We start from the raw sequence: 14,782 nt of genomic DNA, 5'->3' as shown, positions 1-14,782 counted from the left end.
TCCTTATTAAAGGCCTCGATTCATTAATACTAGATTAACGAATAATACCACGTTTAGACTGCGCTGAATCCTCTAAGAAATCACTAAACACTTTAACGTGTTCATTCGCTTTTGCCGCTTCTGCGATTTCTTCACGAGCTTCTTCTAACGATTTACCTGAACGATATAACACCTTGTATGCATTACGAATAGCATGTAGTGATTCTTTTTCAAAACCACGGCGTTTTAGACCTTCAAGATTTAAACCAAATGGTGTCGCGTGGTTACCTTGTGCAATGACATAAGGCGGCACATCTTGTGCAACACCAGAGCAGCCACCAACCATAACATGAGCACCAATTTTACAAAACTGGTGAACTGCGGTCATCCCACCAATAATGGCATAATCACCAAGTGTTACATGACCACCTAGAGTACCGTTATTTGCAATAATACAACGGTTTCCAATGATACAATCATGAGCAATATGCACATTCACCATCAGTAAGTTATCATTGCCCACTTTTGTCAGGCCAACATCTTGAACAGTACCACGGTGAATGGTTACGCTTTCACGAATACGGTTTCTGTCCCCGATTTCAACTCGCGTTGGTTCGCCTTGGTATTTAAGATCTTGATTAATCTCACCAATGGAAGCGAACTGGAAAATCACATTGTCACGACCAATTTTTGTATGGCCATTAACGACAACATGAGATTTCAGTTCAGTGCCTTCACCAATTTCAACATTCGCGCCAATATAACAAAAAGGGCCAATATGAACATTGGCACCGATGATAGCTCCATCTTCTACGATAGAGGATGGATGAATATAGGCTGTTTTATCAATCATATCAGACCTCACGACGACGGGCGCACATCATTTCTGCTTCGCAGGCCACTTCTCCATCAACTTTAGCAACACCTTTAAAACGTGCAACTCCGCGACGTTCTTTGATAAATTCTACTTCTAAGACCATTTGGTCTCCTGGTAGAACGGGACGTTTAAAACGCGCATTGTCTATCGCTGCAAAATAGTACAACTCACCCGGTTCTAATTTTCCAACGCTTTTAAACGCAAGAATTCCAGTCGCTTGCGCCATGGCTTCTAAAATCAATACACCAGGGAAAATAGGTTTACTAGGGAAGTGTCCTTGGAAAAATGGCTCGTTAAATGACACATTTTTCACGGCACGTAATGATTTGCCTTTTTCAAAATCCAATACACGATCAACCAGAAGGAATGGGTAACGGTGCGGAAGCAGTTCTAAGATTTCTTCTATATTCAGAGTATGATTATCACTCATCGAAATACTCTTCCTGTCTATTAATACGGTTTAATTAATGAATCGGCCTGCTTTAACCTTAAATTAGGTTAACTGGCAGGCCGGAAAACGTAACTCAGATAACTATTTTAGCCTGAATTACAAAATGATTACTGTTTTTTTTGATTTTGGCTATCTAATTCACGCTCAACATGTTTCAGTCGCTTATTTATCTCATTGATATTTAAGACTAAAGCAGCTGTTTTACGCCAAGTTTTATTAGGCTGTAAAGGAATCCCTGAAGAATATACTCCTGGTTCAGTGATAGGTCTCATGACCATCCCCATTCCTGTTACTGTGACCTTATCGCAAATTTCCATATGGCCATTGATGACACTGGCACCACCAATCATACAGTAACGGCCGATTTTTAAACTACCAGCCATGATAACACCACCAGCAACTGCGGTATTATCACCAATTATGACATTGTGTGCAATTTGGCACTGGTTATCGATAATAACCCCATTGCCAATTACTGTGTTATCTAAAGCACCTCGGTCAATGGTTGTACTCGCACCGATCTCAACACGATCGCCGATGATCACTGTGCCTAATTGAGGAATTTTGATCCAATTACCACGATCATTCGCATAGCCGAAACCATCAGAGCCAATGACTGTGCCAGATTGAACTAAACAGTGTTCGCCAATCTCAACATTGTGGTATACGCTGACATTCGCCCACAAACGGGTTCCTGTACCAATACGCGTATTTTTGCCCACAAAACAACCTGCGCCAATCACCACATTATCGCCAAGCTCAACACCACTTTCGATAACGGCATTTGCGCCAATTGCGACATTCTTACCAAGTTTTGCATCATCAGCAATTACCGCTGATGCATGGATATCTTCAGCTGGGCTTGGCGTTGTATCCATAATTTGAGCCATGCGTGCATAAGCAAGGTATGGGTTATCCACTACCAGAGCAGCCACTTTGCATGCTTCAAGATCTTTTGCTGTGAGAACCACCGCTGCAGCTTGGCAATCTGCCAATTTGTCACTATAACGGCTGTCAGATAGAAAAGTAATCTGTTGATTATTCGCTGAATGCATTGGAGCAATACCGGTGATGGTAATATCACCATCACCGTGTAATTGCGCATTCAACTGCTGAGCAAGGTCAGCCAATCGAATTGAAGACATCTATTATTTAACCTGTTTTTGAACCTGACTTGTAATGTCAACGCTATCTTTTGCATAAGCAACTGCATTTGCATCGATAACGACATCATAGCCTTCTTTAGCTGCAACAGCCTTAATAGAGTTCTGAATACGAGTTAAAATTTTAGTACGCTCTTCGCCTTGGCGACGGCGGTTGTCTTCTTCAAATTTTTGAGCTTTTTCAGCGAATTGATCACGTTTAGTCATGAGTTCAGATTCAAGCTTTTCGCGCTCACTTTGTTTCATTGTTGCACCATCACGACGCAATTTTTCAACGCGAGTTTGCAAATCTTTTTCTAGATTTTGTAACTCAGTCGCACGACTTTTGAATTCACTTTCAAGCTGTTTAGCAACGGCTTCACGCGCTGGCATATTTTGGAAAATTTCACCAACATTGACGATAGCGATTTTCTCAGCATAAGCCCCCGCAGACATTGCTAAAGCAATACTCACACCCGCTGCACACAACAATTTTTTCACACTAAACTCCTTAACCCATACGTATGGCTGGAAATTTTGGTTGCTCCCACAAAAAATGGGAGCCTTCATAGATAGAAACTGGAATAGATTACCACGTTCTACCAATATTAAATTGGAACTGTTCTGATTTATCCCCTTCGTAGTCCTTAATCGGCTGCGCATAAGAGAAGACCAGTGGTCCAAGTGGAGACATCCATTGTAAAGCCACACCCGCAGAAGCTCGGATATTGCTTGCCTTACCATAGTCAGGCATACCTTCGCGCCAAGCCGCAGGAATACTGTTCCAATTAGTGTCCCATACCGTACCTGCATCAACAAAGAGAGAGGTACGAACGGAGTTCGAATACTTCTCGTCAATAAATGGAGTCGGAGTGATTAACTCAAATGATGCCGCGTACATCGCATTACCACCGACCGCATCACTTGATGGGCTTCCAGGCTCTGGGCCATCTTTTCCATTAATTTTCTTCAAATAAACCGCTTTTGGACCGATATTATTCGAACGGAAACCACGAATGGTGCTTGAACCACCCGCATAGAAGTTTTCATAGAATGGCATTTGCTTACTGCCAATACCATCACCATAACCTGCTTGTGCACGCCCCAGAACTACCCAAGTTTCGTCTTCGTCCAGTGGATAATACTGCGCTGTATCAAAGCGTAGTTTATAGTATTCGTTATCAGAACCAGGAATTGTCACTTTACCCGATACGTTCGTTTTATTACCCGATGTCGGGAAGAAACCACGGTTTAACGAGTTATAAGTCCAACCTAAGTTAAGTGTGAAGTCATCCGCATCAAAGCTTTCTTTATTACGTCCGTTCTCTGTAACTGGTGGATTTTTACCCATAGAATCAAGGTAATCCCACATGGCAGCTTGAGCACGCATATCCGAAAGTCGGTTATGAACATAACCCGCACCGACGCGGAAAGAGTTATTTTCATTAAATGGGAAGCTTAAGAAACTGTCTAGGCCATACGTTTTGTTGTTATAGCCTGATAGATCCGCATCTTTCGCACTAAAGTCGTTATAGAAAATACGGCCGCCTAAGCTCACACCATTAACGGTGAAGTACGGGTCAGTAAATGAGAATTCAACGTTAGTTGAGTAGTCATTTTTACTTGCGTTAATACCAACTGCGTTACCTGTACCTAACCAGTTATCTTGTGTAACCCCAACTTGGAAGCTCACACCACTTTCAGTACCAAAACCGATACCAAAGTTCATTGAACCAGTATTACGCTCTTTAACCTTGTAGATAACATCTACTTGGTCAGGGCTACCAGGTACACGTTGAGTCTCTACATCAACAGTTTCGAAATAACCTGTACGATTCAGACGTTCTTTACCTAGTTCAACTAAATCATTTCCGAGCCATGCACCTTCCATTTGGCGCATTTCACGACGTAAAACAGTATCTTTACTGGTGTCATTGCCTTGGAAACGAATCTCACGCACATAGAAACGGTTACCTGCATCAATGTTTAAGTGCAATTTAACTGTTTTATCTGCATCGTTGATTTCAGGTTGTGTCATTACTCGAGGATATGCATAACCATAGCGGCCAAACATATCTTTGATTTTGTTTTCCATACTTGTCACTTGAGCACCGTTATATAATTCTCCCGGTGTAATAGTGATAAGCTCTTGGATTTCAGTTAAATGATCAGCCGTATTACCATTAACTTCGACACCCGATATTTTATATTGGTCGCCTTCAGTAATGTTAATAGTAATATAAATACCTTTTTTGTCTGGGGTCAGACTGACTTGCGTGGAGTCTATATTAAAACGCGCATAACCACGATCAAGATAAAAACTGCGCAGAGTTTCTAAGTCACCCGCCAGTTTTTGCTTCTGATATTTCTGGTCAGCAGCGAGGTTCCACCAAGGAACATCATCACGCAATTGCAGCTTATTAACTAATTCTGCTGTAGTGTAATTTTTATTACCTACAATATTAATTTGCTGAATTTGAGCTGAAACACCTTCAGAGAAAACAAATTTTAAATCCACACGGTTACGTGGCAAAGGCGTTACAACAGCTTTTACTGTTGCATTATATTTACCAACGCTATAGTAAAAGTCTTCTAAACCTTTTTCGATATTTGCAATTGTCGTGCGGTCGAGTGCCTCACCAACGCGGATATTTGAAGCTTCCAAGTTCTGCTTGAGCATATCATCTTTAACAGACTTATTGCCTGTAAAGGTGATACTTGCAATCGTTGGCCGCTCTTTAACTTGAACGATCAGCGTGTTTCCATCACGCAGGACCCTAACATCTTCGAAGTTACCGGTTGAAAATAGGGAACGAATCGAACGGCTGATATCATCGTTATCAACTGAATCGCCAACCCTAACTGGCATGTTCAATAATGCTGCACCAACGGCGACGCGTTGTAGACCTTCGAAACGAATGTCTTTAACTACGAATCCGTCTGAACCGTATGCAGTGGCGCTGCCGAAAAGCAGCGACGCTATGAGCAACTTTTTCATCGCCATCGTTGTTATGCGTATTCCTTACTGGTCCCCAGCTTACAAAAATTAGAAGCGAGAGAAATCATTAAAAAGTGCAAGTCCCATTAACAGAATCAATGCCATTGCACCTATCCGAAAACTAAAGTCTTGTACTCGCTCAGACACCGGACTTCCTTTAATTTTTTCAATTAATAAGAAGAGCAAGTGCCCCCCATCTAAAACAGGCAATGGAAACAGATTGATGATACCTAAATTGACGCTAATAAGCGCAATAAACATCAAATAATATACCAAGCCTGACTCGGCGGATACCCCCGCACCTTTAGCGATAGATATCGGACCGCTTAAGTTATTGAGTTTGACATCCCCAACAACCAGTTTACCCATCATATTGACCGTCAACTTCATTAACTGCCACGTCTTATCACTGGCTTGGTAAAACGCAGAAAATGGCCCATATTGTTGCACCATCTTATATTCATCTGCTAACGGTAACACTGAAAGTTCTACGCCTGCAAACCCAATTTTCTCCCCACGCGGCCCATCTTGGCTGTCAGGGGTCAACGTGAGTGAAATCAATTGCTGCGACCGTTGCACTTCAAGTTTTAACGGGACGCCCGGGTTATTACGAATAATTCGTGTAACGGGATCCCACAGGCCCAGAACTTCCCCGTTAACACTCACTATTCTGTCGCCTTTCTGCAAACCGGCTCGTTCACCAGCTAACCCTTGCGTTACTTTTTGGATAACAGGGTCAATTCTTGCAGAGACAGGCATTATGCCTACTGACAAAATTGGATCTTGTTTCTCTGGATCAAACTGCCAAGTGGTTAAATCAACCGTTTTAGTAATCGGTTCATTATAACCACTGGGTAATACTTGTGCTGTCAGTTCACGGTCACCGATTTTACCGACCAATGCTAAACGAACTGAATTCCAATCAGGAGTTTCGATGCCATCAATAGATTTTAGTTCCATTTTTGGTTCAAAATTTGCAATTGCCGCAATAGAGCCTGGCTTTACGTCTTCAATGACAGGTTTCACAGAAGGAACACCAATCATAAAGACTATCCAATAGACAACAATTGCTAATAAAAAGTTCGCGATTGGCCCTGCACCAATAATGGCAGCTCGTTGACCGACAGTTTTATTGTTAAACGCTTGATGGCGACGTTCAGGAGAAACGCTACCAACTCGCTCATCAAGCATTTTGACATACCCCCCTAAGGGGATTATCGCCAAAACAAATTCGGTACCATTCTTATCGACTTTGCGCCATAAGGTTTTGCCGAACCCTATAGAAAAGCGCTCAACATAAACACCACAGCGGCGAGCAACCCAGTAATGGCCGAACTCGTGTACTGTAATTAACACACCTATTGCGATAATAAATGCAACTAAACTCCAAATAAATCCCATGTATCTTCCTAAAGACCAAAACCGTTAAAAATTAACAAATTTAGCCCAGCAAAAACTGGGATTGCCGCTGTTAGGCTATCAATACGATCCAAGATACCGCCATGCCCTGGAATTAAGTGGCTACTATCTTTAATACCTGATTGGCGCTTAAACATACTCTCAGTTAAATCACCAAACACAGATACTACAACAACAATAATTGAAGTCACTAGCAAATAATCAGGCATCACGGGGATTGGCGCAAAGGCGCTAAATAACCATGAAATAATCCCAGCAGTTATAAGGCCACCCACCAAGCCTTCCCATGTTTTACCAGGAGATACCTTCGGTGCCATTTTGTTGCGCCCGATAGTACGACCAAATGCATAGGCACCTGAATCAGCCCCCCAAACTAGCAACATGACATACAATAACCACCAAGCTCCAAAGAATGTATCACTTTGATAACCAACGGTTCTTAAAACCATCATTCCACAATAAAATGGGATAATCGTTAACACGCCAAATAATAAGCGAATAACAACTGATTTGCCCCAAGAAGCGGAGGCGGGATAGGTAACAACTAAAATAATCGCTATCCCCCACCAAATAAGGCCAGCCCATAAACCATACAAAATCATAGGCTCAGAGGAGAACTGATTTATATCGGAAATAGAAAATTGCATTGCAAGTAATATTGCAGCAAAAACAACCGCTAAGCCTATGCGCTTAGCTTGAGAGTGCCAGCCGACAAATTGTGCCCATTCCCAAGCACCTAAAGCACAAACCGCGATCACGACAAGCCCAAAATTCGCTGGGGAAAGTAAAAACAGCGCCGCAATAACAATCGGTATTAAAATTATCGCAGTAAGCAAACGATATTTCAGCACATCTTTCCCCTATTCTTTGCCCAGTTCATCATCTGATTCAGCTCCACCATAACGGCGCTCACGCTTACTAAAAGCATCAACTGCACTCTGAAACACCATTTCATCAAAATCTGGCCACAAAACGTTGGTGAAATAAAATTCCGCATATGCGACTTGCCATAATAGGAAGTTGCTTATGCGATGCTCCCCCCCAGTTCTTATGACTAAATCGACATTTTCTTGGTCATGCATACAAATATGGTTATCGATACTTTCTTCATTGATGTCATCAATAGAAAGCTCACCACTTTGTACCTTTGCAAATACTTGTTTTACACTGTTACTAATATCCCAGCGGCCACCATAGTTCGCTGCAATATTCAGTTTTAGCCCAGTGTTGTTTTGCGTTAATGCTTCTGCCTTATCAATTCTTTTTCTGAGGCGTTCACTAAAACGGCTAATATCACCAATGACTTTTAGTTTTACATTGTTTTTATGTAGGTTCTTAACTTCATTATCAAGAGCAAAAACAAATAGCTCCATGAGAGAACTGACTTCTTTCTCTGGCCTTCTCCAGTTTTCACTGCTAAAAGCATACAATGTGAGCGAACTAATCTTATTTTTTACCGCAAAGCGCACAGAATTACGGACAGATTCAACGCCTGCCTTATGACCTGTAATTCTGAGCTTCCCTCTTTGTTTAGCCCATCGGCCATTACCATCCATAATGATAGCAACATGCTTAGGCATCATTGAATCAGAGAGATTTTCACCACTAGAGTTCATTAAATATTAATCCTTGTGAGTACCACTTTGAGTATACAGACCAATAATAACTACTATTATTGAATTTGCTGATAAGACACATCCTTAAATCTCTAAGAGGTACTATGTTATTTTTCTTTTTTTAAACACATCACATATTAAAGAGTTATTATGGCTATCAGCAACTAAATAAAACACATACCAGCGTTAAATTGTCTGAGCGATTATTTTTTCTGCATTTTTACGCGCTCGTTCGTCGATTTCTAAGACCTCTTCAATCGAAACAGGTTCAGAAAAAACTTGGCTATCTAATACATTGCGATTAATTTTTGCTATATCCGTAAAGCGTATTTTGCCTTCGAGAAAAGCAGCAACTGTCATTTCATTCGCACCATTAAGTGCCGTCGTAGCGGCTTGCCCTTGGTGGCAGGCATCGATTGCAAGCTTCAAGCAAGGATAGCGTTGATAGTCAGGCTGAACAAATGTTAATGATGAAAGTGTTGCAAAATCAAGAGGTTTTGCACCAGACATGATACGCTGAGGGTAAGCCATACTGTATGAAATTGGAGTTCGCATATCAGGCGTGCCCAGTTGTGCTATCACGCTGCCATCTTTATACCGAACCATGGAATGAATAACAGATTGAGGATGGATAATCACTTCCATTTGCTCGGCGCTCGCATTAAAAAAATAGCAAGCCTCAATATATTCTAGACCCTTATTCATCATTGTCGCTGAATCGACTGATATTTTTCGCCCCATCGACCAATTTGGGTGGTTACATGCTTCATCAGGGGTCACATTATCAAGATGCGATAACTGTGTATCCCTAAATGGCCCACCAGATCCGGTTAAAACAATACTTGAGATACCGGAAGCTGATAAATCGGCAAAACCTAAATTCAGTTGAATAATTTCAGGTAAACTCTGGAAGATAGCATTGTGCTCGCTATCAATAGGAAATACTGTTGCATTGTGCTTGCGAATCTCATTAAAGAATAAACGGCCACTAGTAATTAAAGACTCTTTATTCGCTAATAATATTCTTTTACCTTTGCGTATTGCCGCTAAAGTAGGAAGTAAACCGGCAACCCCAGTAATGGCTGACATAACTTGGTCAGCATCATCCAGACCAGCAAGGTCAATTGCAGCTTGTTTTCCTGACAAAACTTCAGTTTTACAATTATTCTCAGTCAAAATAGTTTTTAGCGCTTTTGCTGACGATTCATCCGCCATTGAGGCATATTTCGGATTAAACTCAAGGCACTGTTTCGCCATTTCAGTGACATTCTTTCCTGCCACTAGAGCAACGATTTGAAATTTTTCGGGATTTTGGCGAACAACAGAAAGTGTATTTGTACCAATTGAGCCTGTAGAACCTAGGATTGTCAGACATTTCATAGTGATTGAGTACTCTGTATTAATTCAATACTGAGATTATATCAGCTTAGAGGTTAGAAAGGATTTTTTAATAAGCTTGAAAAATAATAAAGCCACGCTAACGCACACTTTTACAGTTTGCATTGGTGGCTTTATTATTATGATGGATTAAAATTCCATCAACTCTGCTTCTTTTTGCGCTAATGCTTCATCAACTTTTTTGATGTAGCTATCAGTCAGCTTTTGGATATCATCTTGTGAACGACGCTCGTCATCTTCACTGATTTCTTTATCTTTCAGTAATGCTTTCACTTTGTCGTTAGCATCACGGCGAACGTTACGGACTGCGATACGGCCTTGCTCTGCATCACCACGAACCACTTTAATTAAGTCTTTACGACGCTCTTCCGTTAATGGAGGAAGTGGAACACGGATAACAGTACCCGCTGATGATGGGTTTAAGCCTAAATCAGATGCCATGATTGCTTTTTCAATCGCAGGTGACATGCTACGGTCAAAAACAGAAATAGCTAATGTGCGTGAATCTTCAACAGTGACGTTAGCTAATTGGCGCAAAGGTGTCGCTGAACCATAGTATTCAACAGTGATACCGTCTAATAGGCTTGGAGATGCACGGCCTGTGCGAACTTTACTAATTTGGCTTTTGAATGCTTCAAGGCTCTTTTCCATACGGTCTTGAGCATCTTTTTGGATTTCGTTAATCACGTTTTCAACCCTTAAGAACTGGTTATTAAAGGCCGCATGCGACCTCGCTTAAATTGTCTGAATTTATATTAGATAATACATTTAAACTCAGGTCATGTCTCTGAGTATTAATTGTGAGAAATCAGAGTTCCTTCATTTTCGCCCATAACAACGCGACGTAAAGCGCCCGGTTTATTCATATTGAATACGCGAATCGGTAAGTTATGGTCACGTGCTAATGTGAATGCCGCTAAATCCATCACTTTAAGTTCACGTTCCAAAACCTCTTGGTAACTCAGATTTTCATAAAGGACTGCGTCTGGGTCTTTAGCAGGGTCTGCTGAATACACACCATCAACTTTTGTCGCTTTTAACACGACATCCGCTTCAATTTCAATACCACGTAGGCATGCAGCGGAGTCTGTTGTAAAGAATGGGTTGCCTGTTCCTGCAGAAAAAATAACGACACGGCCGTGACGTAACAAGCTAATGGCCTCTGCCCAGCTATAGTTATCACAGACACCGTTAAGTGGGATCGCAGACATCAGTCTTGCATTCACATAGGCGCGATGTAATGCATCACGCATTGCGAGTCCGTTCATCACAGTTGCTAGCATCCCCATGTGGTCTCCGACAACACGGTTCATTCCAGCTTGTGCCAAACCAGCACCACGAAACAGGTTACCACCGCCAATAACCACACCGACCTGTATACCCAGTTCTATGAGTTCTTTAATTTCCTGAGCCATACGATCTAAAACGCTAGCATCGATACCAAAACCTTCTGCCCCTTGTAAGGCTTCGCCACTTAATTTAAGCAGAATACGCTGATAAACGGGTTTTGCATTGGTTGCCATGGTGTTCTGTCCTAACAGATATTTATTGGGGTAACACACGTAGAATTACAGTGTTCTACGTACCTAAATTTTGAATTAGTTTAAATATAATTTTTTATACACAAGAATTCTAGCGCAATGCCTATGACGCTAACACCGCAGGGAATATACGTATATAAAACAGAGCCGCCAATTGGCGGCCCTTAGTTGATTACTTGCTCATTGCAGCAACTTCTGCTGCAAAGTCAGTTTCAACTTTCTCGATACCTTCACCTACTTCGAAACGAAGGAAACCAGAAACAGTAGCACCTTTCTCTTTCAGTAAGTCACCAACAGATTTGCTTGGGTCCATTACGAAAGGCTGGCCAGTCAGAGAGATTTCGCCAGTGAATTTGTTCATGCGACCGATAACCATTTTTTCAGCGATTTCGCGTGGTTTGCCAGATTGCATTGCGATGTCTAACTGGATTTGGTGCTCATGAGCAACAACATCAGCAGGAACATCATCTGGAGTCACATATTCAGGTTTGCTTGCAGCGATATGCATAGCGATGTGTTTCAGTAATTCTTCGTCAGCGCCTTCAGCCGCAACTAAAACACCAATACGAGCACCGTGCAGGTAGCTACCTACTTGTGCGCCTTCCAGAATAGCAACGCGACGAATATTGATGTTTTCACCAATTTTCGCAACTAATGTTGTACGAGCTTCTTCGAATTTTGCTTTCAGCGCATCGATGTCAGCATTTTTGTCAGCAACAACAGAAGCCAAAACTTCTTTACCGAATGCTAAGAAGCCTGCGTCTTTAGCAACGAAGTCAGTTTCACAGTTCAGCTCAACCAGAGCACCTGTTTTACCACCGTTGAAAACTTCAGTCAGGATAACACCTTCAGCTGCAACGCGACCTGCTTTTTTAGCCGCTTTTGCTTGACCTGATTTACGCATGTTATCAATCGCTAATTCGATGTCGCCATTAGCTTCAACGAGTGCTTTTTTACATTCCATCATACCTGCGCCAGTACGTTCGCGCAGTTCTTTTACCAATGCAGCGGTAATTCCAGACATGTGATTTATTCCTCGATATTCCCCGTGGGAGTCTTCCCCACGTGGATAGTTCTGATTCATATATAAAAGGGGCCTAAATCAGGCCCCTTCTAACATATAGCAGTACCTGTATAGCAATACCTAAATAAGGGTTTGGGCCTTATTACTCAGCTTCTACTAAGCTTTCTTCTGCTTGAACAGCCAGATCTTGTGAACGACCTTCACGAACGGTGCTTGCTACAGCGCCCAGATACAGTTTGATTGCACGGATTGCATCATCGTTACCAGGGATAACGAAGTCGATACCGTCTGGATCAGAGTTAGTATCAACGATAGCAAATACTGGGATACCCAGGTTGTTTGCTTCTTTAATAGCAATGTGTTCGTGGTCTGCATCGATAACGAACAGAGCGTCAGGTAAACCGCCCATATCTTTGATACCGCCTAAGCTGTTTTCTAACTTACCAAGTTCACGAGTACGCATCAGCGCTTCTTTCTTAGTCAGTTTGTCGAAAGTACCGTCTTGTGATTGAACTTCTAAATCTTTCAGACGTTTGATTGACTGACGAACGGTTTTCCAGTTAGTCAACATTCCGCCTAACCAGCGGTGGTTAACGAAATACTGATCACAGCTGTTAGCAGCTTCTTGAACGGCTTCGCTTGCAGCACGTTTAGTACCGACAAACAGAATTTTGCCTTTACGAGAAGCAATTTTAGTCAACTCAGCCAGAGCTTCGTTGAACATTGGAACAGTTTTTTCCAGGTTGATGATATGAACTTTGTTACGCGCACCGAAAATGAAAGGTTTCATTTTTGGGTTCCAGTAACGAGTCTGGTGACCAAAGTGTACGCCTGCTTGTAACATATCGCGCATGGAAACAGTTGCCATTTAATACCTCTGTATTTAAGTAATTGGGGTTATGCCTCCACAAATCCCATGCTACCGACTCCAAAGCTGCGTTAAAACGCATAAGAGCACCCCGGTGCACGTGTCGATTTGTGTGTGTTATTACACAATTGAGTTTTAAGTTTCGCACATCCAATATTTTATCAACGACTTTATCTTGATGCCATAAAATGACATTTCGATGATGGTGATAAGAAATAAATGGATTGCCGGCGCGCTTTATACCATAAAACCAACCTAGAAGCCAACTTTTGTTGCTTTTTTCGCTCACAAAAATGCCTAAAAGTGGTTTTGATTTAAAGCCATTGACCTGAGCAATATTTAACCATTGCTCAGGTCAATTATAGACGCTATTTGGCAAGATAAAAAAACCTTATTTTTGCAATATCGTCTAGATGGCCTTCGTTACTATTTTGCATTTTGTGCTGTTAAAAGCTCAAAATGAACAAGCTCCACTCCTTTCCTTATCTACTATAAAGTGACTTCGACTTTCGAGTCCGCTCGATAGCTAGTTGGCAGAAAATGCGGTGGCTGTTACCATATATCTCATCGATGTAAAATGGGCTACCTATTTTTCCCCCTCTTTTTTAACATGCCATCAAATCAATGTTGGCATGAATGGACTAAATTCATGGCTATTATTATCAAAACTGAAGAAGATATTCAGAAAATGCGTGTTGCTGGCCGCTTAGCAGCAGAAGTGTTAGAAATGATTGCTCCGCACGTTGTGCCGGGAGTTAGTACGGGTGAATTAGATCGCCTATGTCATCAACATATTGTTGACGTACAGCAAGCTATCCCTGCGTGCCTGAATTATCACGGTTTTCCTAAATCTGTTTGTATTTCTGTCAATGATGTCATCTGCCACGGCATTCCTAGTGATGATAAAATCTTAAAAGATGGCGATATTGTTAATATTGACGTCACCGTTATTAAAGATGGTTTCCATGGCGATACCTCCAAAATGTTTATTGTTGGTAAACCAACCATTCAAGGTGAGCGCCTTTGCCAAGTCACACTAGACAGCTTATATTTAGCAATCCGAATGGTTAAACCGGGTATTCGCTTACGTACTTTAGGTAAAGCCATTCAAGAGTTTGTCGAAAAACAAGATTTCTCAGTTGTGCGTGAATATTGCGGCCACGGCATTGGCCAAGGTTTCCATGAAGAACCACAAGTTCTGCACTATGATGCTGACGACAGTGGCGTGGTTCTACAAAAAGGGATGACTTTTACCATTGAGCCTATGGTCAATACAGGCGATCACCGTATTCGCACCATGAAAGATGGCTGGACAGTTAAAACCAAAGACCGCGGTTGGTCTGCACAATATGAACACACGTTAGTTGTGACGGATAACGGCTGTGAAATCCTCACTCTACGTAAAGAAGAAGAGCCGTTTATCTCTGCAGTATTAGTTAACGAATAATCTTCTCCATTGAGCCTTCCTA

14 protein-coding genes are annotated in these 14,782 nt (G+C 41.8%); 1 reads left to right on the top strand and 13 read right to left on the bottom strand.

Annotated elements, in window-relative coordinates; translation table 11 throughout:
* Positions 1-34: 34 nt before the first annotated feature.
* The 13 genes from lpxA to rpsB all read right to left on the bottom strand — a co-directional run bounded on the left by lpxA (position 35) and on the right by rpsB (position 13,313).
* Positions 35-832 carry an acyl-ACP--UDP-N-acetylglucosamine O-acyltransferase gene (gene lpxA, locus PSE83_RS16685; RefSeq protein WP_004257444.1) on the bottom strand — a complete coding sequence of 266 codons (798 nt, stop codon included), beginning with the start codon at positions 830-832 and terminating at the stop codon, positions 35-37.
* Position 833: 1 nt separating this feature from the next.
* The gene (gene fabZ / locus PSE83_RS16680) at positions 834-1,286 is read right to left on the bottom strand and encodes a 3-hydroxyacyl-ACP dehydratase FabZ (RefSeq protein WP_004257450.1); all 453 of its coding nucleotides are present in this window, start codon (positions 1,284-1,286) and stop codon (positions 834-836) included.
* Positions 1,287-1,414: 128 nt separating this feature from the next.
* Entirely contained in the window at positions 1,415-2,452 is a 1,038-nt protein-coding gene (lpxD, locus tag PSE83_RS16675) for a UDP-3-O-(3-hydroxymyristoyl)glucosamine N-acyltransferase (protein WP_004257454.1), read from the bottom strand.
* Positions 2,453-2,455: 3 nt separating this feature from the next.
* A complete protein-coding gene (skp, locus tag PSE83_RS16670) occupies positions 2,456-2,950 on the bottom strand; it encodes a molecular chaperone Skp (RefSeq protein ID WP_036957991.1) in 495 nt (164 codons plus the stop codon).
* 88 nt (positions 2,951-3,038) lie between these two features.
* Complete coding sequence (gene bamA / locus PSE83_RS16665) at positions 3,039-5,453, bottom strand: outer membrane protein assembly factor BamA (protein ID WP_004257462.1); 2,415 nt, start codon at positions 5,451-5,453, stop codon at positions 3,039-3,041.
* Between the two features lie 42 nt (positions 5,454-5,495).
* Positions 5,496-6,848, bottom strand: a complete 1,353-nt coding sequence (gene rseP, locus PSE83_RS16660) for a sigma E protease regulator RseP (RefSeq protein WP_004257481.1) — start codon at positions 6,846-6,848, stop codon at positions 5,496-5,498.
* 8 nt (positions 6,849-6,856) lie between these two features.
* Positions 6,857-7,717 carry a phosphatidate cytidylyltransferase gene (gene cdsA, locus PSE83_RS16655; protein WP_094961137.1) on the bottom strand — a complete coding sequence of 287 codons (861 nt, stop codon included), beginning with the start codon at positions 7,715-7,717 and terminating at the stop codon, positions 6,857-6,859.
* 9 nt (positions 7,718-7,726) lie between these two features.
* Complete coding sequence (uppS, locus tag PSE83_RS16650) at positions 7,727-8,482, bottom strand: polyprenyl diphosphate synthase (RefSeq protein ID WP_004257489.1); 756 nt, start codon at positions 8,480-8,482, stop codon at positions 7,727-7,729.
* A 186-nt stretch (positions 8,483-8,668) separates the two neighbouring features.
* Positions 8,669-9,862: a 1-deoxy-D-xylulose-5-phosphate reductoisomerase gene (ispC, locus tag PSE83_RS16645; RefSeq protein ID WP_164565445.1), complete on the bottom strand. Its 1,194-nt coding sequence runs from the start codon at positions 9,860-9,862 to the stop codon at positions 8,669-8,671.
* 147 nt (positions 9,863-10,009) lie between these two features.
* The gene (gene frr, locus PSE83_RS16640) at positions 10,010-10,567 is read right to left on the bottom strand and encodes a ribosome recycling factor (RefSeq protein WP_004257496.1); all 558 of its coding nucleotides are present in this window, start codon (positions 10,565-10,567) and stop codon (positions 10,010-10,012) included.
* Between the two features lie 107 nt (positions 10,568-10,674).
* Positions 10,675-11,403, bottom strand: a complete 729-nt coding sequence (gene pyrH, locus PSE83_RS16635) for a UMP kinase (RefSeq protein WP_004257499.1) — start codon at positions 11,401-11,403, stop codon at positions 10,675-10,677.
* Positions 11,404-11,593: 190 nt separating this feature from the next.
* Complete coding sequence (tsf, locus tag PSE83_RS16630) at positions 11,594-12,445, bottom strand: translation elongation factor Ts (protein WP_004908761.1); 852 nt, start codon at positions 12,443-12,445, stop codon at positions 11,594-11,596.
* Positions 12,446-12,587: 142 nt separating this feature from the next.
* A complete protein-coding gene (rpsB, locus tag PSE83_RS16625; protein WP_004257504.1) occupies positions 12,588-13,313 on the bottom strand; it encodes a 30S ribosomal protein S2 in 726 nt (241 codons plus the stop codon).
* A gap of 649 nt (positions 13,314-13,962) precedes the next feature.
* Here rpsB and map point away from each other — a divergent pair.
* Positions 13,963-14,760 (top strand): type I methionyl aminopeptidase, encoded by a 798-nt coding sequence (gene map, locus PSE83_RS16620; RefSeq protein WP_036957992.1) that lies wholly within the window; start codon positions 13,963-13,965, stop codon positions 14,758-14,760.
* Positions 14,761-14,782: the final 22 nt, after the last annotated feature.

This window comes from Providencia sp. PROV150, assembly GCF_028481025.1.
Lineage (GTDB): Bacteria > Pseudomonadota > Gammaproteobacteria > Enterobacterales > Enterobacteriaceae > Providencia > Providencia hangzhouensis.
The sequence above is the reverse complement of the archived record's forward strand: the minus strand, read 5'-3'. Positions and strand labels throughout refer to the sequence as shown.

What these genes read in the sequence shown, in the direction of transcription:
- lpxD (WP_004257454.1), bottom strand. Translation starts at nt 2,452, where the DNA reads ATGTCTTCAATTCGATTGGCTGACCTTGCTCAGCAGTTGAATGCGCAA.
- ispC (WP_164565445.1), bottom strand. Translation starts at nt 9,862, where the DNA reads ATGAAATGTCTGACAATCCTAGGTTCTACAGGCTCAATTGGTACAAAT.
- rseP (WP_004257481.1), bottom strand. Translation starts at nt 6,848, where the DNA reads ATGGGATTTATTTGGAGTTTAGTTGCATTTATTATCGCAATAGGTGTG.
- bamA (WP_004257462.1), bottom strand. Translation starts at nt 5,453, where the DNA reads ATGGCGATGAAAAAGTTGCTCATAGCGTCGCTGCTTTTCGGCAGCGCC.
- lpxA (WP_004257444.1), bottom strand. Translation starts at nt 832, where the DNA reads ATGATTGATAAAACAGCCTATATTCATCCATCCTCTATCGTAGAAGAT.
- uppS (WP_004257489.1), bottom strand. Translation starts at nt 8,482, where the DNA reads ATGAACTCTAGTGGTGAAAATCTCTCTGATTCAATGATGCCTAAGCAT.
- map (WP_036957992.1), top strand. Translation starts at nt 13,963, where the DNA reads ATGGCTATTATTATCAAAACTGAAGAAGATATTCAGAAAATGCGTGTT.
- fabZ (WP_004257450.1), bottom strand. Translation starts at nt 1,286, where the DNA reads ATGAGTGATAATCATACTCTGAATATAGAAGAAATCTTAGAACTGCTT.
- tsf (WP_004908761.1), bottom strand. Translation starts at nt 12,445, where the DNA reads ATGTCTGGAATTACCGCTGCATTGGTAAAAGAACTGCGCGAACGTACT.
- rpsB (WP_004257504.1), bottom strand. Translation starts at nt 13,313, where the DNA reads ATGGCAACTGTTTCCATGCGCGATATGTTACAAGCAGGCGTACACTTT.
- pyrH (WP_004257499.1), bottom strand. Translation starts at nt 11,403, where the DNA reads ATGGCAACCAATGCAAAACCCGTTTATCAGCGTATTCTGCTTAAATTA.